This is a genomic window from Serratia sp. CMO1, assembly GCF_015689115.1.
Lineage (GTDB): Bacteria > Pseudomonadota > Gammaproteobacteria > Enterobacterales > Enterobacteriaceae > Serratia > Serratia marcescens.
Genome location: NZ_CP065032.1, coordinates 4,789,080 through 4,812,886 on the forward strand (window position 1 = coordinate 4,789,080; position 23,807 = coordinate 4,812,886).

Here is a 23,807-nt window from a genome sequence, read left to right on the forward strand (position 1 = left end):
AATGATTATCGTCACAGGCGGCGCCGGCATGATCGGCAGCAACATCATTAAGGCACTGAACGACAAGGGATATCGCGATATCCTGGTGGTGGATAACCTGAAAGACGGCACCAAGTTCGTCAACCTGGTCGATCTGGACATCGCCGACTATATCGATAAAGAAGACTTTATCGCCAGCATCGTGGCCGGCGACGATCTGGGCGATATCGAAGCGGTGTTCCACGAAGGCGCCTGCTCCGCGACCACCGAGTGGGACGGCAAGTACATGATGGACAATAACTATCAGTACTCCAAAGACCTGCTGCATTACTGCCTGGATCGCGAAATCCCGTTCTTGTATGCCTCCTCCGCCGCCACTTACGGCGGCCGCGAAGAGTTCATCGAAGAGCGTGAGTATGAAGCGCCGCTCAACGTGTACGGCTACTCCAAATTCCTGTTCGATCAGTACGTGCGCGAGATCCTGCCGGAAGCGGACTCGCAGATCTGCGGCTTCCGCTACTTCAACGTTTATGGCCCGCGCGAAGGGCACAAAGGCAGCATGGCCAGCGTCGCCTTCCACCTGAATACCCAGATCAACCGCGGCGAAAACCCGAAACTGTTCGCCGGCAGCGAAAACTTCAAGCGTGACTTCATCTACGTCGGCGACGTGGCGGCGGTTAACCGGTGGTTCTGGGAAACCGGCAAATCCGGCATCTTCAACTGCGGCACCGGCCGAGCGGAAACCTTCCAGGCGGTAGCCGATGCGGTGGTGGACTTCCACCAGAAAGGCGCTGTGGAATACATCGAGTTCCCGGAGAAGCTGAAAGGCCGCTATCAGGCGTACACCCAGGCCGATCTGACCAAGCTGCGCGCCGCCGGCTACGACGCACCGTTCAAAACGGTCGCCGAAGGCGTGAAAGAGTACATGGCCTGGTTGAACCGCACCGCATAAGCTGAAGGAATTAACGCTGGGTATGAAAATACTGGTTATCGGCCCTTCTTGGGTTGGCGACATGATGATGTCGCAAAGTCTCTATCGCACCCTGAAGGCCGAATACCCGTCGGCGGAGATCGATGTGATGGCGCCGGCCTGGTGCCGCCCGTTGCTGGCGCGCATGCCGGAAGTCAATCAGGCGCTGGCGATGCCGCTGGGCCACGGCGCGCTGGGGCTCGGCGAGCGCCGCCGCCTGGGGCGCGCTCTGCGCGCCAACCGTTACGATCGCGCTTACGTTCTGCCCAACTCGTTCAAATCCGCGCTGGTGCCCTTCTTCGCCGATATCCCGCAGCGCACCGGTTGGCGGGGCGAAATGCGTTACGGCCTGCTGAACGATGTCCGCGTGCTCGACAAGGCCGCCTTCCCGCTGATGGTGCAACGCTATGTGGCGCTGGCCTATGACAAAGGGCGCATTCAGCGCGCCGACGATCTGCCGCAGCCGCTGCTGTGGCCACGGCTGCAGGTGAGCGACGAAGAGATCGCCGACACCACCGCGGCCTTCAACCTGACCGACAGCCGCCCGATCGTCGGCTTCTGCCCGGGCGCAGAATTCGGTCCCGCCAAGCGCTGGCCGCACTATCACTACGCGGCGCTGGCACAACGGCTGATCGAGAGCGGCTATCAAATCGCGCTGTTCGGTTCGGCGAAAGACCATGAGGCCGGCGAACAGATCCGCGCCGCGCTGCAGGAAGACGCCCGCGATTTCTGCCTTAACCTGGCCGGAAAAACCCAGCTGGAGCAAGCAGTTATCCTGATCGCAGCCTGCCGGGCGGTGGTCAGCAACGACTCCGGTTTAATGCACGTTGCCGCAGCGTTGAACAAACCGCTGATAGCCTTGTACGGCCCAAGCAGCCCCGACTTCACGCCGCCGCTTTCCGACAAGGCGCGGGTCATTCGCTTGATCAGCGGCTACCACAAGGTGCGTAAGGGCGATGCCGAGCAGGGATACCACCAAAGTTTGATCGATATTCAGCCGCAGCAAGTGTTGGACGCGCTGACGCCGTTACTTGTCGCCAGCGAGGAATAATCATGCAGGTGTTAATTGTAAAAACCTCCTCGATGGGGGACGTGCTGCATACACTGCCCGCCCTGACCGACGCGCTGCAGGCCATTCCCGATATCCGCTTCGACTGGGTGGTGGAAGAAGGCTTCAGCCAAATCCCCACCTGGCACCCGGCGGTAGATCGCGTGATCCCGGTGGCCATTCGCCGCTGGCGAAAAAATTGGTTCGGCAACGACACTCGGCAACAGCGCTGCGACTTCAAACGCGCGCTGCAAGAACGCCGTTACGACGTGGTGATCGACGCGCAGGGCCTGATCAAAAGCGCCGCGCTAATCACGCGCATCGCCAAAGGCAACAAACATGGCCCGGACTGCAAGAGCGCGCGCGAACCGTTCGCCAGCTGGTTCTACAATGTGCGCCATGAGATAGACAAGCAGCAGCACGCGGTGGAGCGCACGCGCGAACTGTTCGCCAAAAGCCTTGGCTACGACAAGCCAGGCAGCTACGGCGATTACGCCATCGCCGCACGCTTTCTCAGCCGCCCGCCGGCCGATGCCGGGCAGTATTTGGTGTTTTTGCACGCGACAACCCGTGACGATAAGCATTGGCCGGAGCAAAACTGGCGTGAGCTGATCTCACTGACGGCGGACAGCGGGCTGAAGATCAAACTGCCGTGGGGCGCAGAGCATGAACATCAGCGCGCGCTGCGCTTGGCGGAAGGTTTTTCACATGTCGAAGTGCTGCCGAAGCTCAGCCTGCAGCAGGTGGCCGAGGTGCTGGCCGGCGCCAGGGGCGTGGTCTCGGTCGACACCGGACTCAGCCATTTGACCGCCGCGCTCGACAAACCGAACATCACGCTGTTCGGGCCGACCGATCCCGGTCTGATCGGCGGCTACGGGCAAAATCAATACGCCTGTCGGCCAGAGCAGAGCAACAGCATGGCAGACATTTCCGCTCAGAAGGTGATGACGCTGATTCACGACAGGGTGCCGGTATAATGGGAACATTCTTCAAGCAAATATATCGTTATACGCATGCGCGCCCTTATAGGCATAACGAAAACCTCTGGCCTTACGTCAAGATAAAACGTGCCGCCAGCGGAGAGATCGTCGAGTTGAATTACCGTCGGCAGCGCGTGCCGCTCGTGCAATTGGCCGATCTGAAAGCGCGTTTCTCTGGCGATATATTGCTGACTGCCACCGGCCCCTCGGTGAAGAATCTCCACCTGGAAAAATTCCCGGCCATGCCTGCCATGGGCGTTAACGGCGCCTATTATCTGCATGATCAGGTAGATTTTAGATTCTATGTCATTGTTGATATGGGTTTTATCGATAAAAAGGCGGAAATAATCGGCGATATCATCACCGACTCTCGCCTGACGCTTTTTACGACGGTGCACGGCGTGGCTAAAATCATCGACAGATTCAGCCTGGAGAAAGTGAAGTGCCGTTTGGCAGTGATTGAAGATGCCGCCTTTAAAATCTACCAAGCCAGAATATTCAACAAAGAACTGTGGGCGGCCTATCACGATAACAATAACGTCACGTTTGCCGCCGACAGACAGGATATCGCTTTTAGCCACGACATTCGCCACGGCGTCTTCGATGCTGGCACTGTCGCCTACTGGGCGCTGCAAATTCTAACGTTCTTGGGTTTCGAACAGGTGTATATCATTGGGTTGGATATGAACAACTTTCACCAACCCCGTTTTTATGAAGCAGCGGAAAATAAGCTGCCAACCGAGTTGGAGGACAAGATCACCAGTCTGATCATGCCGTCGCTGAGCCATGCCAGCAAAATGATGAAAGCCAAGAACATCATGGTAAAGAACCTTTCTGTCGCCAGCGCAGTCAGCAATGACATTTTCGACAAGATCAATCCCGATGAAATTTTCAAATAACGCTTTTCAGCCACGGCAACTTTATGTCGTGTTCCTGTTTCTGTTTTCTTTTTTCAGCGCTATTTTTTGTGGCTATACAAAAGTGAATAATCTGTTTCACCTTGCCGCAATTTTTTTCACGATCGCGCTGTATCGCAATGCAGATCTTCGGCTAACCTTTTCGCTGAATCATGAAGTCCGCCGCGGGCTGGGTCTGATTGCAGCGATGTTATGCTACTTCGCTTTCAGCAATCTTTGGTCTAACGATCCGGCCAATATCGAATCAACCCTGACGCACAGCGTTTACCTGCTGCTTTATCTGTCCATGCTGATCAGCGTGCTTAACGGCGCGAAACGCGATTTGCTGTTTACCGTCATCACGCTGGGGCTCACTCTCCTGGGCCTGTATTCGCTCGTTTTTGATCACCAAGAAATTCTAGTCAGCCGGCAGGTCTCGAAAAGCAATCCGGGTCCCGGAAACGTCATTGATTTAGCGGGGATGGCAGGGATCGGCATCTTCCTCAGCCTGATCGTATTTCGCGAGAAGCGGCGCCTGGTTATTCTGGCCGTCATACCCATTCTGCTCGGCACCATGCTGCTGACCCAAAGTCGCGGACCGATGATTTCCCTGCTTATTGCCTTGCTGGTCACGCAATCCTATAGGCACTTAAAACTGAAGCACGCCGCTTATTTTCTCATCGCGCTGGTCGCGGTTAGTGCAGTTATTTTATCTTCAGAAATAGGGCAATTGCTGCTGACCCGTTTCGAAGAAATGTATACCCAAAGCTCCCTTCGCCTGAGCATCTGGCACCATATTTTCGAGCTGGTCGGCCAAAGTCCTTACTTTGGTTATGGATTCAACTATGAGCTGTCTTTCACCAATTATTCCGGTGAGTATATACGCACCACCCACCGTCTCTATTGGGGCGCGTTACTGAAAGGCGGTATCGTGGGTCTGGCACTGTTCATGGCGGTATTGAGCTATAGCGGCTTGCTGGCCCTGCGGCGCCTGCGCGACGGCATGCGTCTGGAAGCCGCGCTGTTTATCTTTATTCTGCTGTTTTACACATCGCAGGGGATGTTCGTGGTAGGTAATCCGTCTGAATCCTGGTACTTATTCTGGTTCCCGTTGGCGGTGATCATGACGACCAGAGTGAAAGCCAACGCCGGTTAACTGCCCGGGGCGGTTCTATAGGCCGCCCCGGATTTTCAGCAATCTTATGCGGCCCCGAGACTCAACATGACCTTCTCCATTACCTTCTGACTGGTGATAATGCTTAAAGGTTGCCGGCGCTGTATATCGCTCAGTTGCTGCGTCTCCGTCGGTACGTGCATGACCTGATGCAGCTCAGGGTTCTGATAAGGACCCGTTTGTTTCGGATCGGCGGTCACGAACAGGCTGACAGTTTTGGTTTTCAGCGCAATGGCCAAATGCAATGGCCCGGTATCACCGGTAACCAGCACATCCATATTGTCCATCACCCCCAACAATTGCGGCAACGTCGTTTTGCCAATATAACTGGCCACCCGACTCTGTTCTTCCGCCGTTAAACCCGCCATAAATTCACGCTCTATCACTTGCTCTTTTGGTGCACCGATCAAGGTAATTTGATACTCCGTCGAATGCGCCAGCAACATTTTCGCCAGGCCGATAAAGTGGCTAACCGGCCAACAACGCAAGGGCTCAGAAGCCCCCATTTGAAAACCAATCACCACCTTGCCCAATGGTTTCGGCTGTTGAGGAAAATCTACCGGAATAAACATTTCCCGATTCTGCGCATCGCATCCCAATTGGCTAACCAGATCCAGCTTGCGTTGAATCAGGTGGCCTCGATCGCGAATGCTGATGCCGGTCAACCACTGCTCCATACCGCTCAAATCGTTTTTATAGACATCTTTAAATAAGTACTCGCAGCCGGAACATATCGCCGTGATAACATCATAGGGCGCTTTCGAATGCAGTATCACCGCCAACTGCGGGCGATTCTTTTTCAATCGACGGATGACACCGAGCATATCCTTGGCTTTGTGATCCCAATAAATGACGTCGGAAAAATAGCTGCTGGTTCCGACTAAACCGCCATTCTTGTAGCTGGATACCAACGTGAGTTTAGCGCGGGGATAACGTTCACGGATCGCACGGATCGCCGGGGTATTGAACATCAAATCGCCCAACGCGGTTGTCGAAAAAATAGCAATGCGCTCAAAATCGCGATTTTTATCAAACGAGCGCTTATCTTTGTAGTTACCGCCAAACTTCGTATAAAACCGGAGACAAGCGTTAGCCAGCTTGACTTTCCATTGTTTCGACATATTGGTTTAATTCGCTTTAAGTTGATAATACTCGGCCAGCGTCATGCCCACCGTGCGCTGCTGCAGCCAGTCAAACAGCTGCTCCAGATCGCGGTACAGCCCTTCGATATCCTGCTCGGTTTTGAACGTCGGGCTGCCGCCCGGCATAAATTCGGAGGAGTGCAGCATGAATTCAACGTAGTCATGCCCCTGCGCCAGCGATGCCTCAGCCACGCTTATCATCTTGGCCACATTGCCGCCACTCGGCCGCAGCCAGTTGACGGACGGCGAACGCCGCTTGCCGCGCAGCCGGTCATAGCCCTGCTTGAAGGCATTCATCAGCGCCGAATGCTTGTACTGGATGCTCATCGGCACTTCCAGCAGCGACGAAGCGCCCGGTTTGGCGATGTTCTGCGGATCGATGAAATAGGCCTGCGACGGGAACCGGCTGTAATCTGTGCCGCCGTCGCCCTGCGGATTGCCCGGCGAAAACTGCCAGTTGACCCGCGGCGTCACCGAACAGTCCACCTGATAGCCGTATTCCAGCAGCAGCGAGGCATAATATTCGTTGAACGCCCAACGGCCGGCGCGATGACTGAGCATTTTGGTCTGGAAGGCGTCTTCCAGCAGCTTGGTCATGTGATCGACCTTGGCGCGGATCTGATCGGCGGGATACTCGATCAAATAAGGCTTGTGGCGCCAGTCGTCGTCGGTGAGCGGCGCTAGCGGCGGGCTGTTCCAGGCATGCAGGTGCATGCCCACTTCACCCGTGCCGCGAGCGATCACGTCGCGCGCGAACTCGACATAAGCCGGGTCCACTGCCATTTCATAGTTGGTGAGATAAACCGGTTTGAAGGCGTATTTTTCGCACAATGCCTGAAAGCGCGGCAAGAAACGCGTGTTTTCGGTCGCGATGCGATCGTGGTTTTGCCACAGATTATCGCCTTCGGTATCAATGGTGATGAGAAACGCCGGTTTAGTCATGAATATCGAGCCTGATATCAACAGAATGCACTATGTTACGCAGGCCGTTTCGCCAGGGCAAACGACTTTGCTGCCTGGTTTGGACAACGTTGAAGCGCATTCGTCCCCGGCTCGGCGATTTTTTTACGACCAGGCAAGAAAACCTTGCAACAGTAGCCACATGCGATCGTGTCATTTAGAATCAAAGATTGGTTTCCCAGAAAGCGACCCATGATGAACGACGCGCCAGCCCCAACTTCCGCCCCATCCGTACAGCGTATTTTGATCATAAAACTGCGCCATCACGGCGATATGCTGCTGGTCACGCCGGTCATCAGCAGCCTGCGGCAAAACTACCCGCAGGCGCAGATCGATGTGCTGCTGTATCAGGAAACGCAGGAGATGCTGGCCAGTAATCCGGAACTGTCGACGCTGTTCGCCATCGACCGTCAATGGAAAAAACAGGGCGCCCGCGCGCATCTGGGGCACGAACTGGCGCTGCTGCGTCGCCTGAAGGCGCAACGCTACGATCTGGTGGTCAACCTGGCCGATCAGTGGCGCAGCGCCATCCTCACGCGCCTGACCAGTGCGCGTATCCGTCTGGGCTTCGATTTCCCCAAACGCCGCGGCTTCCTGTGGCGCCATTGCCATACGCAGCTGGTGCCGGTCGACAATCACGCCCACCTGCATACCGTCGAACAGAATCTTTCGCTGCTGGCGCCGCTGAACCTGCCCGCGCTCAATGAACATGTGACCATGAGTTACGATCCGCAGGATTGGCAGGCTTGTGAGCAACGGTTGCAGAAACAGGGCGTCGCCGGCGGTTATATTGTGGTGCAGCCCACCTCGCGCTGGTTCTTCAAATGCTGGAGCGAAGAGAAAATGGCCGCCACCCTCACCGCCTTGCAGGCCGACGGCCACCAGTTGGTGATCACCTCCGGCCCCGACGCCAGAGAACAAGCCATGGTCGAGCGCATTTTGGCGCTCTGCCCGCCACAGGGTGTGATCTCGTTGGCCGGCCAGCTGACGCTGCGCCAACTGGCCGCCCTGATCGACCACGCCAAACTGTTTATCGGCGTGGATTCAGTGCCTATGCACATGGCCGCCGCGCTGCAAACGCCGTGCGTGGCGCTGTTCGGCCCTTCCAAGCTGACTTTCTGGCGGCCGTGGCAAGCTACCGGCGCCGTGATCTGGGCCGGCGACTTCGGCGAACTGCCCGATCCGGACGCCATCGATACCGGCACCGACGAACGGTATCTCGACCTTATTCCTACAGACGCGGTGATTGCAGCCGCGCGGAGCACGCTGGCATGAAAGCATTTCGTTTGGCGATCGTTCGCCAAAAATACCGCCCGGACGGCGGAGCCGAACGTTTCGTTTCCCGCGCCCTGGAAGCGCTGGAGCAACAGGATCTCGATCTGAACGTCATCACTCGCGAATGGCAGGGTGACGCCAATCCCAACTGGCATATCCACCTGTGCAATCCATTAAAGCTCGGCCGCATCAGCCGCGAACGGGGCTTCGCCGTGGCGGCCAGAGCGCTGTGGCAGAAAGAGCGCTTCGATCTGGTGCAAAGCCACGAGCGCATTCCCGGCTGCGACATCTATCGCGCCGGCGACGGCGTACACCGCCGCTGGCTGCTGCAACGCGCGCGGCTGCTGCCGGAATGGCGCCGCAAGTGGCTGTTCTCCAATCGCTATCACCGCTATGTGATGTGCGCCGAACGCGCCATGTACGCCGCGCCCGAGCTGAAAGCCGTCATCTGCAACGCCGAGATGATCAAGCAGGAAATCATCGCCGACTTTGGCGTGCCCGCCGACAAGATCACGGTGATCTATAACGCCATCGACAATCAAAAATTCCCGCCCGCCGACGAGGCCCAGCGTCAACGTCTGCGCGAGCAATATCAGATCCCGCAACAGGCGCACTGCCTGATCTTCGTCGGCTCCGGCTTTGAGCGCAAAGGCCTGGCCGCCGCCATCCGCGCCGTGGCGGCGACCGACAGCCACCTCCTGGTGGTCGGTAAAGACAAAGCCGAAAAACGCTATCGGGCGCTGGCGCAGTCGCTGGGCTGCGGCGATCGCATTCACTTTATGGGCGTGCAGAAACAGACCCTGCCGTTCTATCAGGCCGCGGACGCGCTGCTGCTGCCGACGCTGTACGATCCATTCCCGAATGTGATTCTGGAAGCCATGTCATGCGGCCTGCCGGTTATCACCAGCACCACCTGCGGCGGCGCCGAGTTTATCACCCCAGGCCAGAACGGCTTCGTGACCGACGCGCTCGATGTACCGGCCATCACGGAGGCTATTCGGGCACTGCCGCGCCAGGCGCTGGGCTCATCCATGGGCGAAGCGGCGAGATTGCGCATTATGACCGCTACGCCGGCGCATCTGTCCGAACAGCTCATTTCCCTCTATAACCGGTTACTGGATTAGCTATGCGTATTCTGATGATCATCGATGGTCTGCCGGGCGGCGGCGCGGAAAAAGTGGTGCTGACCCTGGGTCAGGGCATGCAGCAACAGGGGCATGACGTCAGTCTGATCTCGCTGCGCGACGTCTGCAATTACCCTATCCCGTCAGGCATTGATTATCAGGTGGTAGCCGATCGCAGCCGTGCCCCCTGGCGCAAGCTGACCGAGTTGCCGCGCCGCGCCGCCGCGCTGGATCGCGCGATAGCCGAACACGAGCGCCAACGCGGCGCGTTCGATCTGGTGTTCTCCAACCTGCATAAAACCGATCGCATCGTCAGCCGCAGCAAGCGGCTGGCTTCGGACCGTCTGTGGTTCTGCATTCACGGCATTCTCTCCACCTCCTACCTCGGCCACCGCAAGGGTCTGGATCGCTGGCTGAAGCAACGCAAAATCGCCAACGTTTACCAGGGGAGAAATATCGTCGCCGTTTCACCGGCGGTCGGCGACGATCTGCAGCGGAACTTGCCGATCCGCCCGCGCCGCCTGGCGGTCATCAACAATCCGTTCGACATCGACGCCATTCGGCAACAGGCGGCGGCGCCTTGCGAACTGGCCGGCCAGGACTATCTGGTGCACGTCGGCCGCTTTCACGCCACCAAGCGGCATGACCGCCTGCTGAAAGCCTATGCGCTCTCCGGCATTCAGGCGCCGCTGGCCTTGATCGGCACCGGGGATGACACCCGCGTCGCCGAGGTCAAGCGTCTGGCGGCAGACTTGGGCATCGCAGAGCGCGTGCTGTTCCTCGGTTTCCAGACCAATCCCTATCCGTTTATCCGCCATGCCTCGCTGTTGGTGCTCAGTTCCGATAGCGAAGGGTTTGGCAATGTGCTGGTAGAATCGCTGTTGTGCGACACGCCGGTGGTCAGCACCCGCTGTCCGGGCGGCCCTGCGGAAATTCTGGAAAAAGCCGGCATGGCTAACGCGTTGGCGGAATTAAACGAAGCGTCGCTGGCAGAAAAAATGGCGGAAATTTACGCCAACCCGCCACAGATAAATCAACAGCAATTGCTGAGCTACGGGCTTGAGCCTATTTGCCATCAATATATTGAGCTGAAAGAAAAATAATAAAAAAATAAATAAGGCAGGGGATGCCTGCCTTATTTTCTTCGTTAGTTGAGCGCCTGCATTTTCTGCCAAACCTCATCGACAGAAACATCTTCACCGTGCCCCGACTCGCTCTGCAAAATATGATGACGGCCGGTCCATGGATGCCAGGACGTTTTATCGGTATCGCCAAAGAACACCACCATGTCCTTATTCAACGCAGCGGCAAGATGCATCTGCCCACCGTCGCTGCACAGCACCCGGTCGCATAAATCAAACCCGCCCAACAGCTCGCGCACCGACGCCGTCGGATAAAGCGCGACGCGTTCGTTTTGGCACAGCGCCAGCAGCTGTTCGGCGCGCTGCTGATCGCCGACGTCGTCCGGCGCCAGCGTGCCCTGCGGCGACCAAAAGATCAGCACGCCGGTGTGGGGATCGGCGGTCAGACGGTTGATGATTTCGGCATAGCGTTCAACCGGCCAGCGTCTTTTCGGGCTGCGGCTGCTGATATGCACGGCGCATACCCGTTCGACCGACGGCAGACGTTCCTGCAGCCGCTGCGCCGCCAATTGCCGCTCTTCAGGCGTCAGGAATACCCGCACCGGCGGGATCGGAATGGATTGATCGGTGATCGCCGATAAATAGCTGTAGGTGTGTTCGACCTGATGGAGGCCGCGGAAATCGTCCTTGCGGAACGGGCGATGAATATCTTTCGTGCCCAGATCGGCGCCGATGATATGGGTGGCGCCGGCCATTTTCGCTAAACGCAGGCTGTATTTGCATGGCACCGGGTTGGCCAGAATGACCGCATCGAACTTTATTTTGCGCAGCTTCAGGAAGATCATCAGACGTTCGAAATAAACGCCCAACGTCGTTTCATTTTTCGCCTTGTGCTTGGCCTTTTTATAGACAAAGACTTTCTCGAGATGAGGGTTGTTTTTAACAACGTCCTGGCTGACTTTATTGATCAGCAGATAAACTTTTGCGTCTGGATAGGCAATTTTCACCCCTTCAATCAGAGGCGTGGTGCAAACAAGATCGCCGATGTTGTCGCGGCGAATAATTAAAATATTCTTCATTCCGAGCCTATCGGCGAAATCGCTCGCCGGTTGTCTGAAACTGACACCCAAGGTTACCAAATTAGCGCCTTTCCCTTCCAGTTATGGTACTATTCCGAATAACCCATATAAATGAAATTGATAGAATGTTGCTGCGTTTATATCAGGTACTACTCTACCTCATCCAACCCCTGATCTGGCTCCGCTTACTGCTGCGCAGCCGCAAAGCTCCAGCCTACCGTAAACGCTGGGCGGAACGCTATGGCTTCTGCGCCGGGAAAGTCGTGCCGGGCGGCATCATGCTGCATTCCGTCTCCGTCGGCGAAACGCTGGCGGCCATCCCGCTGGTGCGGGCGCTGCGCCATCGTTACCCCGCTTTGCCGATAACTGTGACCACAATGACCCCTACAGGTTCAGAACGCGTCCAGTCCGCTTTCGGCAAAGACGTGCATCATGTCTATCTGCCCTACGATCTGCCCGGTTCCATGAACCGCTTCCTCGACCAGGTGAATCCCAAGCTGGTGATCATCATGGAAACCGAGCTGTGGCCTAACCTGATCAACGCGCTGCATCAGCGGCAAATCCCCCTGGTGATCGCCAATGCGCGCCTGTCGGCCCGCTCCGCCGCCGGCTATAAGAAAATTGGCGGATTCATGCGCGATATGCTGCGCCGCATTACGCTGATCGCCGCACAGAACCAGGAAGACGGCGATCGGTTTATCGAACTGGGCCTGAAACGCTCGCAGCTGGCCGTAACCGGCAGCCTGAAATTCGATATCTCCGTCACCCCGGAACTGGCCGCCCGCGCCGTTACGCTGCGCCGCCAATGGGCGCCGCGCCGCCCGGTGTGGATCGCCACCAGCACCCATGACGGTGAAGAAACCATCCTGCTGGAAGCGCACCGCAAGCTGCTGGAAAAACACCCCGACCTGCTGCTGATCCTGGTGCCGCGTCACCCGGAACGCTTCCCGACCGCCAAGGAGCTGGTGCAGAAAGCCGGCTTCAGCTACACCCTGCGCAGCAGCGGCGAAATCCCGTCTGGCAGCACCCAAGTGGTGATCGGCGATACCATGGGCGAACTGATGCTGCTGTACGGCATCGCCGATCTGGCCTTTGTCGGCGGCAGCCTGGTGGAACGCGGCGGGCACAACCCGCTGGAAGCCGCCGCGCACGCCATCCCGGTGCTGATGGGTCCGCATACCTTCAACTTTAAAGACATCTGCGCCAAGCTCTCGCAGGCCGAAGGCTTGATCACCGTGGCCGACGTGGATTCGCTGGTGAAGGAAGTGGAAACCCTGTTGACTGACGAAGATTACCGTCGCTACTACGGCCGCCATGCGGTGGAAGTGCTGTATCAGAATCAGGGAGCGTTGCAGCGCCTGCTGCAGCTGCTTGAACCGCATCTGCCGCTCCGGAGCCACTGAATGAGCAGCCGCAAAAGCCTGTCGGTGGTGATGATCGCCAAAAACGAAGCCGGGCTGTTGCCGGACTGTCTGCGCTCGGTCGAGTGGGCCGATGAAATCATCGTGCTGGACTCCGGCAGCGAGGACGACAGCGTCGCCGTCGCCGAAAGCCTGGGCGCCAAAGTCTTCACGCACACCGACTGGCAAGGATTCGGCAAGCAGCGTCAGCTGGCGCAAAGCTACGCCAGCCATGACTACGTTTTGATGATCGACGCCGACGAACGCGTCACGCCCGAACTGCGGCAATCCATCGAACGGGTGTTGAACGCACCGGACGACGGCGCCGTCTACAGCTGTGCGCGGCGCAACCTGTTCCTTGGCCGCTTCATGCGCCACAGCGGCTGGTATCCCGACCGCGTCAACCGCCTGTACGCCAACCCACGCTATCGCTATAACGACGATCTGGTGCACGAGTCGCTGAACATCGGCGACGCCAAAGTCATCCCCCTCAGCGGCGATATGCTGCACCTGACCTGCCGCGACTTCTTCGCCTTCCAGCGCAAACAGCTGCGCTATGCCGAAGAGTGGGCCACACAGCGTCATCGAGCCGGCAAGCGTTGCGGCTATCTGTCTATCCTGACCCACACGCTCGGCGCCTTCGTCAAAACCTGGCTGCTGCGCGCCGGCTTCCTGGATGGCAAACAGGGGTTGCTGTTGGCGGTGGTCAACGCGCAATATACCTTCAATAAATATGCCGCATTATGGGCATTGGGCCGCAACTACTCAGAGAAGTGAATCATGACCAGCAAAGCCATCTATCCCGGGACGTTCGATCCCATGACCAACGGCCACCTGGATTTAGTGACGCGCGCGTCGCTGATGTTCGATCACGTGATTCTGGCCATCGCCGCCAGCCCAAGCAAAAAGCCGCTGTTTAGCCTGGATGAGCGCGTGGCGTTGGCGACGCAGGTCACCTCGCATCTGGACAATGTGGAAGTACTGGGCTTCAGCGAGCTGATGGCGCACTTTGCCGCTCACCAGAATGCCAACATCCTGGTGCGCGGCCTGCGTGCGGTGTCTGACTTTGAATACGAACTGCAGCTGGCGAACATGAACCGCCATTTGATGCCGACGCTGGAAAGCGTGTTCCTGATGCCTTCCGAAGAGTGGTCGTTCATCTCCTCCTCACTGGTGAAGGAGGTCGCGCGTCACGGCGGCGATATTGCGCCTTTCCTGCCTGATGTGGTGACGCAAGCGCTGATGGCGAAGCTCGCCGCCGAGTGATGCTCAGCGCTGGCAGCGCCGGCAAAAGAAGGTGCTGCGCTGCCCGTGCTTGGCGGATTCGATCGGCGTGCCGCACGCGCGGCAAGGTTCTCCCGCCCGCCCGTAAACCTGCAACTCCTGCGCGAAATACCCCGGTTTGCCGTCCGACTGCAAAAAGTCGCGCAATGTCGTGCCACCCTGCTCGATAGAGCGCTGCAACACCGCCTTGATGGTCTTCGCCAGCAGTTCCGCTTCGGCTTTGCTCAACGAGCCCGCCGGACGATCGGGCAGGATCCCGGCGCTGAACAGCGATTCGCTGGCGTAAATGTTACCGACGCCGACCACCAGCTTGTTATCCATCAGCCACGGTTTGATCAGCGTGCGCTTATTGCGTGATTTTTCATACAGGTAGTCGCCGTTGAACGCTTCGCTCAGCGGTTCCGGCCCCAGATGCGCCAACACGCTGCTGGTCGCCAGGTCTTCGCACCACAGCCAGGCGCCGAAACGGCGCGGATCGGTATAGCGCAGGATCATGCCGTTGCTGATCACCAGATCGACGTGGTCGTGTTTGCCGGCCTCGTCTTCGTTTTCCTCACGCAGCATGCGCAGGCTGCCCGACATGCCCAGGTGCACGATAATCCAACCGTTCTCCAGCTCGATCAGCAGGTATTTGGCCCGGCGCTGCACGCTGAGCACCGGCCGATCGCTCAGCGTCAGGATCTGTTCGGAAACTGGCCAGCGCAGGCGCGCGTTGCGCACCACCGCATACTGAATGCTGTGGCCGACAAGATAAGGCTCTATACCGCGTCTGCTCGTCTCAACTTCCGGTAATTCAGGCATCTGGCTTCCCCTCCGACGTTTTCTACCCTTTATAAAACAAAAAACCCGGCCAAGGCCGGGTTTTTCATTAATCCACTAAAATTATTTAATTTTAGCTTCTTTGTATACTACGTGCTGACGGACAACTGGATCGAATTTCTTCAGTTCCAATTTTTCCGGCTTAGTACGCTTGTTCTTCGTGGTGGTATAGAAGTGACCAGTACCAGCAGAAGAAACCAGCTTGATCTTCTCGCGAACACCTTTAGCCATGATTCAGTTCCTTAATACTTCTCACCACGGGCACGCAGATCGGCCAGAACCGTCTCAATACCCTTCTTATCGATAACACGCATACCTTTAGCAGATACACGCAGAGTTACAAAGCGCTTCTCAGCCTCAACCCAAAAACGGTGTGAGTGCAGGTTAGGCAGAAAACGGCGTTTGGTCGCGTTCATTGCGTGGGAACGGTTGTTACCGCTCACCGGGCGCTTGCCAGTAACTTGGCAGACTCGGGACATGTCTATTCTCCAAAAATCAAATCAGCTCGAGCTTCGTATAGGGTATGGCCGCCTCGTCAGGCTTTTAGAGCCCATCTCAGCAAACTTCATACTGAGGAGACTCTCGTCATCAGGTAGAAACCACACATCAGGTCAGAAACCTGCTGAGATAGGCTCTTGCGCCAAACCCAAGATTCTCAAAGGTGGCGTAGTATACGCTCTGAAGCGTAAGTGCTCAAGTCCCGAACAGCTAAAGATCCCACAAGGATCGCGAAAAAATCGCTTAAAGCCATCCGCGCTCGGCAAAAGAGACGCATTCACCCCGACCGATCACCAAATGATCAAGCACTCGGATCTCCAATAACTGACAGGCTTTCACCACCTGTTCCGTTATTAAACGGTCGGCATGACTGGGTTCAGCCTTACCCGAAGGGTGATTATGCGCGAGAATCAGCGCGGCGGCATTAGCCTTCAACGCTTCACGCACAATTTCTCTCGGGTAGACGACGACGCTGCTGATGGTACCAGCAAACATCTCCTGATGGCGAATAACCCGGTGCTGATTGTCTAAAAACAATACCAAAAAGACCTCTCGCTCGCGATGCGCCAGCAGGCTTTGCAGATAATGCTGGGTGACGCGCGGATTGAGCATGGCGTTTTCCTGCGACAAATGGCTGGAAAAGAAGCGCAGCGCCAGCTCGGCAATCGCCTGCAGCTGCGTATAGCTGGCGTCGCCCAGGCCTTTTTGACTGCAAAACGCCTGATGATCGGCCGACATCAGGTGGTAAAGCGAGCCGAACCGGCGCAGCAGCTGCTCCGCCAGCTGCATCACGTGCACGCCGGGCAACCCGGTGCGCAAGAAAATGGCCAACAGCTCCGCGTCGGACAGCGCCGCGGCCCCCTGCATCAACAGCTTTTCACGCGGCGCCAGCGCGCCCGGCCAGCACGCCACAGTCGGGTTGCTCATCGTGTTCCTCCCTGAAAGGGCTACAGCATGCCACGCGCCGCCCGGCGCGTTCGACAGGTGTTTGATAACATTGCGAAGTGTTTCGCAAAGCACAATGTAACGCCCTGCAGCCATTGCGGAATCACTCACCTGAACGGCGGATATGCTAAAATGGCGCATCTTTCGGCTTTCAATCGGACAATGATGATGACGGGACTTTCCGGCAAACATATTGTGCTTGGCATCAGCGGCGGCATCGCCGCCTACAAATGCCCAGAGCTGGTGCGCCGCCTGCGCGACAGGGGCGCGGAAGTGCGCGTGGTGATGACCCACGCCGCCAAGGCGTTCATTACGCCGCTGACGCTGCAGGCCGTTTCCGGCCACCCGGTGTCCGACGATCTGTTGGATCCCGCCGCCGAAGCCGCCATGGGCCACATCGAACTCGGCAAATGGGCGGATCTGGTGATTCTGGCGCCGGCGACCGCCGATCTGCTGGCGCGCGTCGCCGCCGGCATGGCCAACGATCTGCTGACTACCGTCTGCCTGGCGACCGACGCCCCTATCGCCGCCGCCCCCGCCATGAACCAGCAGATGTATCGCGCCGCCGCCACGCAGGCCAACCTGCAAACGCTGCAGGCGCGCGGTATGCTGCTCTGGGGGCCGGACAGCGGCAGCCAGGCCTGCGGCGACGTCGGCCCGGGTCGCATGCTGGATCCGTTGGACATCGTCGAGCTGGCGAACGGTCATTTCTCCGCCCCGCAGGATCTGCAACATTTGCAGGTTATGATCACCGCCGGCCCGACGCGCGAAGCGCTGGATCCGGTACGCTTCATCAGCAATCACAGCTCCGGCAAAATGGGCTTCGCCATCGCCCGCGCCGCCGCCGCCCGCGGCGCGCAGGTGACGCTGATCGCCGGGCCGGTGAGCCTGCCGACGCCGCCGAAGGTCACACGCGTGGACGTCACCAGCGCGCTGGAGATGGAGCAGGCGGTGCAACAGCGCGCCGCTCAGCAGCAGATTTTCATCTCCTGCGCCGCCGTGGCTGACTACCGTCCCGAGCGGATCGCCGATGAAAAAATAAAAAAACAGGGTGATGAAATCGTCCTCAAGATGGTAAAAAACCCCGATATCGTCGCCGGCGTGGCGGCGATGACCAAAAATCGACCGTTTGTCGTGGGGTTTGCCGCCGAAACCCAGAATGTGGAAGAATACGCGCGGCAAAAACTGGCGCGTAAGAAGCTGGATTTGATTTGCGCTAACGATGTTTCGCTTGCAGAGCACGGGTTCAACAGCGACACCAATGCCCTGCACCTTTTTTGGCAGGATGGAGAAAAGCGCCTGGCGCTGAGCGACAAGGCACTCCTTGGCCAACGTTTAATAGACGAGATAGTCAGCCGTTATGATGAAAAAAATCGACGTTAAGATCCTCGACCCGCGCATCGGTCAGGATTTCCCGCTACCGACCTACGCTACGCCGGGCTCCGCCGGTCTCGACCTGCGCGCCTGTCTGGATAGCGCGGTAGAGCTGGCGCCGGGTGAAACCACGCTGCTGCCTACCGGCCTCGCGATCCACATCGCCGACGCCGGCCTGGCGGCGGTGATCCTGCCGCGCTCAGGCCTCGGCCATAAGCACGGCGTCGTGCTGGGCAACCTGGTCGGCCTGATCGACTCCGATTATCAGGGCCAGCTGATGGTGTCCGTTTGGAACCGCGGCCAGAAGCACTTCACCATCGAGCCAGGCGAACGCATCGCGCAGATGGTCTTCGTGCCGGTGGTGCAGGCCGAATTCAACCTGGTGGAAGAGTTCGACAGCAGCGAACGCGGCGAAGGCGGCTTCGGCCACTCGGGGCGCCACTAAGCGCCACCCAATGCACGAGGGCCGGCAGGGAAACGTCGCCTGAACCTTGCTTTCCGGGGAGAGGGATGTCTCTGCGGCAAGGTTTTACCGCGACAATTGCAGCGCACACCAGGCAGCGCGGAAAAAGGCCGTTAAGGCCGCTGACCCCAGCATCGTAAAAAAGCTATCACATAAGCCGCACAGAGCCTGCTCTGCAGCGGCCGGTGCCCGGGTTTCCGTCAGTTAAGTTTTAGCAAGGGTCTAATCAGACATGGCAGAAAAAGAAAATACGAAAAGGAATCGGCGCGAGGAAATATTGCAGGCGTTACCCCAGATGCTGGAATCCAGCGACGGCAGCCAACGCATCACCACCGCCAAGCTCGCCGCAAACGTGGGTGTTTCTGAAGCTGCGCTGTACCGGCATTTCCCCAGCAAGACACGGATGTTCGACAGTCTGATCGAGTTTATCGAAGACAGCCTGATCACCCGCATCAACCTGATCTTGCAGGACGAGAAAGAGACGTTCAATCGTCTGCGCCTGATTTTACTGCTGATTCTGGGCTTTGCGGAACGCAACCCGGGGCTGACGCGCATCATGACCGGCCACGCGCTGATGTTTGAACAGGATCGCCTGCAGGGCCGCATCAACCAGCTGTTCGAACGCATCGAGGCGCAGCTGCGTCAGGTGCTGAAAGAGCGCAAATTGCGCGAAGGCAAAGGCTTTATCGTCGATGAAACTCTGTTGGCCAGCCAGCTGCTGGCCTTCTGCGAAGGCATGTTGTCGCGCTATGTGCGTTCGGAATTCCGCTATCGCCCCACACAGGAATTCGACGCCCGCTGGCCGCTGTTGGCGGCACAGCTGCAATAACGAACACGCCGGGCATGCCCGGCGTTGTTATTTATACCCCGTACTGCTCGCGGTAAGCGCGTACCGCCGCCAGGTGGTCCGCCATCTCCGGTTTCTCTTCCAGATAGGCGATCAGATCCTTCAGCGTGACGATTGAAATCACCTTGCAGTGATAGTCGCGTTCCACTTCCTGAATGGCGGAGATATCCGCGCGGCCGCGTTCCTGACGGTCGAGGGAGATCAGCACGCCCGCCAGCGAAGCGCCGCTGGCACCGATGATTTCCATCGACTCGCGGATCGCGGTGCCGGCGGTGATCACATCGTCCACCAGCATCACGCGCCCCTGCAGCGGGCTGCCCACCAGCGAACCGCCTTCGCCGTGAGTCTTGGCCTCCTTGCGGTTAAAGCAGTAAGGCACGTCGCGCTCATGGTGTTCCGCCAGCGCCACCGCCGTGGTGGTGGCGATAGGAATGCCTTTATAGGCCGGGCCAAACAGCAGGTCGAAATCGATGCCGGAATCCATCAGGGCTTCGGCGTAGAAGCGCCCCAACAGCGCAAGATCGCGCCCGGTATTAAACAGGCCGGCGTTGAAGAAATACGGGCTGGTGCGGCCGGATTTCAGGGTGAACTCGCCGAACTTCAATACCTGCTTGTTAAGCGCGAACTCGATAAACTGGCGCTGATAGGCTTTCATTACTGCTTCTCCTCGTCTGAATCTGCTTGGGTCTTGTCATTACTGCCGCCCGATCGCCGGGCATAAAAAAGGCGACTTCTCAGTCGCCTTGAAAAATCAGTCCGCCAGCGCCGCTTTCTGCGCCTGGAAGATGGTTTCGATGCCCCCTCGGGCCAGCGCCAACAGCGCCAACAGCTCATCGTGGCTGAACGGCTCGCCTTCGGCGGTGCCCTGCACTTCAATCATGCGGCCGTCTTCCATCATCACTACGTTCATGTCGGTTTCCGCCGCGGAATCTTCCACATACTCCAGATCGCACAGCGCTTCGCCATTGACGATGCCGACGGAAACCGCCGCCACCATGCCCTTCATCGGATTGGCTTTCAGCTTGCCGTTGGCCACCAGGGTGTTCAGCGCGTCGGCCAGCGCCACGCAGGCACCGGAGATGGAAGCGGTGCGGGTGCCGCCGTCGGCCTGCAGTACGTCGCAGTCGAGGGTGATGGTGAATTCACCGAGCTTTTTCAGATCCACCGCGGCGCGCAGCGAGCGAGCGATCAGGCGCTGGATCTCCAGCGTGCGGCCACCCTGTTTGCCTTTGGCGGCTTCACGGGCGTTGCGGCTGTGGGTGGAGCGCGGCAGCATGCCGTACTCGGCGGTGATCCAACCTTGCCCCTGGCCTTTCAGGAAGCGCGGAACGCCCTCTTCTACCGTGGCGGTGCACAAGACTTTGGTATCGCCAAACTCAACCAGCACTGAACCTTCAGCGTGTTTGGTATAGTGACGGGTCAGTGTCAAGGGGCGAACTTGCTGTGGTGCTCTGCCTGCAGGACGCATGGGCTCTCTCCGGCTTCAAATCAACTATTGGCTGCGCATTATACGGGCTTCGTGACGTAATGCCTATCCTGCCCGCAGCCGCGACGCTATAATCGCCCCATCTTTTCCTATTACGGGTACGCATCAATGATCCGCAGCATGACCGCCTACGCCCGGCGTGAAATCAAGGGTGAATGGGGCAGCGCAGCCTGGGAGCTGCGTTCCGTTAACCAGCGCTACTTAGAAACCTACATCCGCCTGCCGGAACAATTCCGCAGCCTGGAGCCGGTGATCCGTGAACGTATCCGTGGCCGCCTGACCCGCGGCAAAGTCGAATGCAACCTGCGTTTCGAACTGGATCCAAGCGCGCAAAGCTCGCTGATCCTGAACGAAAAGCTGGCCAAACAGCTGGTCGAAGCCGCCAACTGGGTGAAAATGCAAAGCGACGAAGGGGAAATCAACCCGATCGACGTGCTGCGCTGGCCGGGCGTGATGTCCGCGCAGGAGCAGGATCTGGACGCCATCAGCGCCGAGCTGATGCAGGCGCTGGACGGCGCGCTGGATGACTTTATCGTCGCACGCGAAAGCGAAGGCGCCGCGCTGAAAACGCTGATCGAACAGCGTCTCGACGGCGTCAGCGCCGAAGTGGTCAAAGTGCGCGCCCAGATGCCGAACATCCTGCAATGGCAGCGCGAGCGTCTGGTCAGCAAGCTGGAAGAGGCGCAGGTGCAGCTGGAAAACACCCGCCTGGAGCAAGAGCTGGTGCTGATGGCGCAGCGCATCGACGTCGCCGAAGAGCTGGATCGTCTGGAAGCGCACGTGAAAGAGACGCACAACATCCTGAAGAAGAAAGAAGCCGTCGGCCGCCGCCTCGACTTTATGATGCAGGAATTCAACCGCGAATCGAACACCCTGGCCTCCAAGTCAATCAATGCCGACGTCACCGCCTCCGCCATCGAGCTGAAGGTGTTGATCGAGCAGATGCGCGAGCAGATCCAGAACATCGAGTGATCCCGCTCCGCACGCCATCAAGCCCGCGCCAAGCGGGCTTTTTTATGGCTGCAGATCAGCGATAGGCGGCCGCCTGCTCTTCCTCCATCAGCCCCATTTTCTGCAGCTGCACCGCAATGCTCCAGGTTGAGCGCTCAAACTCATCGCTCAGCGCTTCCAGCGTCGCCCCGGCCGCATGGCTCTCACGCAGCCGTAGTTTTTCTTCTTCCGACCAGGGGAAGCAGGCATTGGCCGGCCGGCCCTCGGCCAGATTCATCTGCCGCTTCTCCTCCGGCGTCAACCTGGCTTTTTTCTGCAGTTCGGATTCGCCGTCGAACTCGCTGGCCAATGCGAACAGCAGCCGGATAGCCTCCGGCGCGCAGGCCGCTGAAGCCGGTTTCAACAGCTCGCCGGTGTCGGGATTAACGCCGTTGGCCAGCGCCCTGAGCAACATGCCGGTATTCATCGTTCGCCTCCTTGTTCGATAAAATGCGCGCCGGTCGCGGCGCCTTGCCCAAACATGTTTCTCCGCCTTAGCCGAGAAAACCACGCTTTGCGCCGGGAAAAATCGCCCATTGCGAGCCAGATTCCAGGCGCCTGAACGTGCGGGACGGTGGTTGCATCAGGCTGCGAGCCGGCAGGCATCATGGAAGACAGCCCACTAAGGAACGTCGGGGGCTTATGAAAAACTGCCGAGCAGCGCGTGCGGATGACAATCGGCAAGATATCCCGCATGCCATAAGTATTTTGTTCTAATTATCACGCAAGGTAATGAAAGGACGGCGATGCTGTGGCTAAATGTGTTTTTTTCCTGCCCGTGAACCGTACGGACCGTTTATGCCACAAATTCTGCAATTTATTATGGCCCTGGTGGTGATCATCGCCCTGGCGCTGCTGGTCAGCAATAATCGCAAGAAAATCCGCCTGCGCTATATCATCCAGCTGTTGGTGATCGAAGGCGCGCTGGCCTATTTCTTCCTGCACTCCGCCAGCGGGCTCAGCGTGATCAAACACGTCGCCGGCTTCTTCGACACCCTGCTCGCCTACGCGGCACAAGGATCGGAGTTCGTGTTCGGCGGCATGAGCAAGGATGGCCTGGCGTTCATCTTCCTCGGCGTTTTATGCCCTATCATCTTTATTTCCGCCCTGATCGGCATTTTGCAGCATTTCCGCATCCTGCCGCTGATCATCCGCCTGGTAGGCACCCTGCTGTCCAAGGTCAACGGCATGGGCAAGCTGGAGTCGTTCAACGCCGTCAGCACGCTGGTGCTGGGGCAGTCGGAGAACTTCATCGCCTACAAAGGCATCATCGGCGACATCTCGCCGCGCCGCATGTACACCATGGCCGCGACCGCCATGTCGACGGTATCGCTCTCCATCGTCGGCGCCTATATGTCGATGATTGACGCGCAGTACGTGGTGGCGGCGTTGATCCTTAATATGTTCAGCACCTTCATCATCCTGTCGATCATCAACCCGTATCAGGTCGAAGACGAGCCGGAGCTGAAGCTGAACAAGCTGCATGAAGATCAGAGCTTCTTCGAAATGTTGGGCGAGTACATTCTGGCCGGCTTCAAGATTGCGATGATCATCGCGGCGATGCTGATTGGCTTTATCGCGCTGATATCTGCCGTCAACGCGCTGTTCTCGGCGGTGCTCGGCATCAGCTTCCAGCAGATCCTCGGCTATGTGTTCTATCCGCTGGCCTGGCTGATCGGCATCCCGGCGGAGGAGGCCCTGAAGGCGGGCAGCATCATGGCGACCAAACTGGTGGCCAACGAATTCGTGGCGATGATTGAGCTGAAGAAAATCGCGGCGGAGCTGTCGCCGCGCGGGTTAGGCATTCTGTCGGTGTTCCTGGTGTCGTTCGCCAACTTCGCCTCCATCGGCATCGTCGCCGGCGCCATCAAGGGGCTGAACGAGCAGCAAGGCAACGTGGTTTCCCGTTTTGGTCTGAAGCTGGTTTACGGCTCAACCCTGGTGAGCCTGTTGTCGGCGGCCATCGCCGGCCTGGTGCTGTAATCCCCACTC

Annotated in this window: 26 protein-coding genes; 16 read left to right on the forward strand and 10 right to left on the reverse strand. The window is 58.2% G+C overall.

Annotated features, from left to right (window positions below; genetic code table 11):
- Position 1: 1 nt before the first annotated feature.
- The 5 genes from rfaD to IT763_RS22800 are packed head-to-tail and all read left to right on the forward strand — an operon-like array spanning position 2 to position 5,029.
- Positions 2-931, forward strand: a complete 930-nt coding sequence (gene rfaD / locus IT763_RS22780; protein ID WP_206195035.1) for an ADP-glyceromanno-heptose 6-epimerase — start codon at positions 2-4, stop codon at positions 929-931.
- Between the two features lie 22 nt (positions 932-953).
- Positions 954-2,000 (forward strand): ADP-heptose--LPS heptosyltransferase RfaF, encoded by a 1,047-nt coding sequence (rfaF, locus tag IT763_RS22785; protein ID WP_016929695.1) that lies wholly within the window; start codon positions 954-956, stop codon positions 1,998-2,000.
- 2 nt (positions 2,001-2,002) lie between these two features.
- Entirely contained in the window at positions 2,003-2,974 is a 972-nt protein-coding gene (rfaC, locus tag IT763_RS22790) for a lipopolysaccharide heptosyltransferase RfaC (protein WP_016929694.1), read from the forward strand.
- Complete coding sequence (locus tag IT763_RS22795; RefSeq protein ID WP_206195036.1) at positions 2,974-3,876, forward strand: sugar glycosyltransferase; 903 nt, start codon at positions 2,974-2,976, stop codon at positions 3,874-3,876. Before rfaC ends, IT763_RS22795 begins: the two co-directional genes overlap by 1 nt.
- Positions 3,860-5,029, forward strand: a complete 1,170-nt coding sequence (locus tag IT763_RS22800) for an O-antigen ligase (protein WP_206195037.1) — start codon at positions 3,860-3,862, stop codon at positions 5,027-5,029. The genes IT763_RS22795 and IT763_RS22800 overlap by 17 nt, the downstream gene beginning before the upstream one ends.
- Positions 5,030-5,073: 44 nt before the next feature.
- On the opposite strand, the gene IT763_RS22805 is transcribed toward IT763_RS22800, so the two are convergent.
- Both IT763_RS22805 and IT763_RS22810 read right to left on the reverse strand, forming a co-directional pair.
- The gene (locus IT763_RS22805) at positions 5,074-6,168 is read right to left on the reverse strand and encodes a glycosyltransferase family 9 protein (protein ID WP_049299569.1); all 1,095 of its coding nucleotides are present in this window, start codon (positions 6,166-6,168) and stop codon (positions 5,074-5,076) included.
- Positions 6,169-6,174: 6 nt separating this feature from the next.
- Positions 6,175-7,131 carry a polysaccharide deacetylase family protein gene (locus IT763_RS22810; RefSeq protein ID WP_016929690.1) on the reverse strand — a complete coding sequence of 319 codons (957 nt, stop codon included), beginning with the start codon at positions 7,129-7,131 and terminating at the stop codon, positions 6,175-6,177.
- 210 nt (positions 7,132-7,341) lie between these two features.
- Between IT763_RS22810 and rfaQ the strand changes: the two genes are divergently transcribed.
- Genes rfaQ through IT763_RS22825 form a run of 3 tightly spaced genes read left to right on the forward strand, consistent with a single transcriptional unit; the run spans position 7,342 to position 10,651 of the window.
- A complete protein-coding gene (gene rfaQ, locus IT763_RS22815; protein WP_206195038.1) occupies positions 7,342-8,424 on the forward strand; it encodes a putative lipopolysaccharide heptosyltransferase III in 1,083 nt (360 codons plus the stop codon).
- On the forward strand, positions 8,421-9,548 hold the full coding sequence (locus IT763_RS22820; protein ID WP_016929688.1) for a glycosyltransferase family 4 protein: 1,128 nt from the start codon (positions 8,421-8,423) through the stop codon (positions 9,546-9,548). Before rfaQ ends, IT763_RS22820 begins: the two co-directional genes overlap by 4 nt.
- A 2-nt stretch (positions 9,549-9,550) precedes the next feature.
- Positions 9,551-10,651, forward strand: a complete 1,101-nt coding sequence (locus tag IT763_RS22825) for a glycosyltransferase (protein WP_206195039.1) — start codon at positions 9,551-9,553, stop codon at positions 10,649-10,651.
- 44 nt (positions 10,652-10,695) lie between these two features.
- Here IT763_RS22825 and IT763_RS22830 read toward each other — a convergent pair whose 3' ends face one another.
- On the reverse strand, positions 10,696-11,709 hold the full coding sequence (locus tag IT763_RS22830; RefSeq protein WP_206195040.1) for a glycosyltransferase family 9 protein: 1,014 nt from the start codon (positions 11,707-11,709) through the stop codon (positions 10,696-10,698).
- A gap of 125 nt (positions 11,710-11,834) precedes the next feature.
- On the opposite strand from IT763_RS22830, the gene waaA reads away from it, so the two are divergent.
- Genes waaA through coaD form a run of 3 tightly spaced genes read left to right on the forward strand, consistent with a single transcriptional unit; the run spans position 11,835 to position 14,375 of the window.
- The gene (waaA, locus tag IT763_RS22835) at positions 11,835-13,112 is read left to right on the forward strand and encodes a lipid IV(A) 3-deoxy-D-manno-octulosonic acid transferase (protein WP_206195041.1); all 1,278 of its coding nucleotides are present in this window, start codon (positions 11,835-11,837) and stop codon (positions 13,110-13,112) included.
- The gene (locus IT763_RS22840; protein WP_016929684.1) at positions 13,113-13,886 is read left to right on the forward strand and encodes a glycosyltransferase family 2 protein; all 774 of its coding nucleotides are present in this window, start codon (positions 13,113-13,115) and stop codon (positions 13,884-13,886) included.
- A gap of 3 nt (positions 13,887-13,889) precedes the next feature.
- Positions 13,890-14,375 carry a pantetheine-phosphate adenylyltransferase gene (coaD, locus tag IT763_RS22845; RefSeq protein ID WP_004931181.1) on the forward strand — a complete coding sequence of 162 codons (486 nt, stop codon included), beginning with the start codon at positions 13,890-13,892 and terminating at the stop codon, positions 14,373-14,375.
- Positions 14,376-14,378: 3 nt separating this feature from the next.
- On the opposite strand, the gene mutM is transcribed toward coaD, so the two are convergent.
- From mutM to radC, 4 genes are all read right to left on the reverse strand, one after another.
- Positions 14,379-15,194, reverse strand: coding sequence for a bifunctional DNA-formamidopyrimidine glycosylase/DNA-(apurinic or apyrimidinic site) lyase (gene mutM, locus IT763_RS22850; protein WP_028128080.1), 816 nt, complete (start codon positions 15,192-15,194; stop codon positions 14,379-14,381).
- Positions 15,195-15,275: 81 nt separating this feature from the next.
- A complete protein-coding gene (rpmG, locus tag IT763_RS22855; RefSeq protein ID WP_002442576.1) occupies positions 15,276-15,443 on the reverse strand; it encodes a 50S ribosomal protein L33 in 168 nt (55 codons plus the stop codon).
- An 11-nt stretch (positions 15,444-15,454) separates the two neighbouring features.
- Positions 15,455-15,691 (reverse strand): 50S ribosomal protein L28, encoded by a 237-nt coding sequence (rpmB, locus tag IT763_RS22860; protein ID WP_004931195.1) that lies wholly within the window; start codon positions 15,689-15,691, stop codon positions 15,455-15,457.
- A 262-nt stretch (positions 15,692-15,953) separates the two neighbouring features.
- The gene (gene radC, locus IT763_RS22865) at positions 15,954-16,637 is read right to left on the reverse strand and encodes a DNA repair protein RadC (RefSeq protein WP_016929682.1); all 684 of its coding nucleotides are present in this window, start codon (positions 16,635-16,637) and stop codon (positions 15,954-15,956) included.
- 183 nt (positions 16,638-16,820) lie between these two features.
- Here radC and coaBC point away from each other — a divergent pair, with 183 nt between their 5' ends.
- The 3 genes from coaBC (at position 16,821) to slmA (ending at position 19,321) form a co-directional block, all read left to right on the forward strand.
- Positions 16,821-18,038 (forward strand): bifunctional phosphopantothenoylcysteine decarboxylase/phosphopantothenate--cysteine ligase CoaBC, encoded by a 1,218-nt coding sequence (coaBC, locus tag IT763_RS22870; protein ID WP_033634306.1) that lies wholly within the window; start codon positions 16,821-16,823, stop codon positions 18,036-18,038.
- Positions 18,016-18,474, forward strand: coding sequence for a dUTP diphosphatase (dut, locus tag IT763_RS22875; protein ID WP_016929680.1), 459 nt, complete (start codon positions 18,016-18,018; stop codon positions 18,472-18,474). The genes coaBC and dut overlap by 23 nt, the downstream gene beginning before the upstream one ends.
- Positions 18,475-18,724: 250 nt before the next feature.
- Entirely contained in the window at positions 18,725-19,321 is a 597-nt protein-coding gene (slmA, locus tag IT763_RS22880) for a nucleoid occlusion factor SlmA (protein ID WP_206195042.1), read from the forward strand.
- A gap of 31 nt (positions 19,322-19,352) precedes the next feature.
- On the opposite strand, the gene pyrE is transcribed toward slmA, so the two are convergent.
- Both pyrE and rph read right to left on the reverse strand, forming a co-directional pair.
- Positions 19,353-19,994: an orotate phosphoribosyltransferase gene (gene pyrE / locus IT763_RS22885; RefSeq protein ID WP_004931204.1), complete on the reverse strand. Its 642-nt coding sequence runs from the start codon at positions 19,992-19,994 to the stop codon at positions 19,353-19,355.
- Between the two features lie 96 nt (positions 19,995-20,090).
- The gene (gene rph / locus IT763_RS22890; RefSeq protein ID WP_025160305.1) at positions 20,091-20,807 is read right to left on the reverse strand and encodes a ribonuclease PH; all 717 of its coding nucleotides are present in this window, start codon (positions 20,805-20,807) and stop codon (positions 20,091-20,093) included.
- A gap of 126 nt (positions 20,808-20,933) precedes the next feature.
- Between rph and IT763_RS22895 the strand changes: the two genes are divergently transcribed.
- The gene (locus IT763_RS22895) at positions 20,934-21,797 is read left to right on the forward strand and encodes a YicC/YloC family endoribonuclease (protein ID WP_015379441.1); all 864 of its coding nucleotides are present in this window, start codon (positions 20,934-20,936) and stop codon (positions 21,795-21,797) included.
- 55 nt (positions 21,798-21,852) lie between these two features.
- Here IT763_RS22895 and IT763_RS22900 read toward each other — a convergent pair whose 3' ends face one another.
- The gene (locus IT763_RS22900) at positions 21,853-22,242 is read right to left on the reverse strand and encodes a hypothetical protein (protein WP_016929655.1); all 390 of its coding nucleotides are present in this window, start codon (positions 22,240-22,242) and stop codon (positions 21,853-21,855) included.
- A gap of 371 nt (positions 22,243-22,613) precedes the next feature.
- On the opposite strand from IT763_RS22900, the gene IT763_RS22905 reads away from it, so the two are divergent.
- Positions 22,614-23,798: a NupC/NupG family nucleoside CNT transporter gene (locus IT763_RS22905; protein ID WP_004931212.1), complete on the forward strand. Its 1,185-nt coding sequence runs from the start codon at positions 22,614-22,616 to the stop codon at positions 23,796-23,798.
- Positions 23,799-23,807 lie beyond the last annotated feature (9 nt).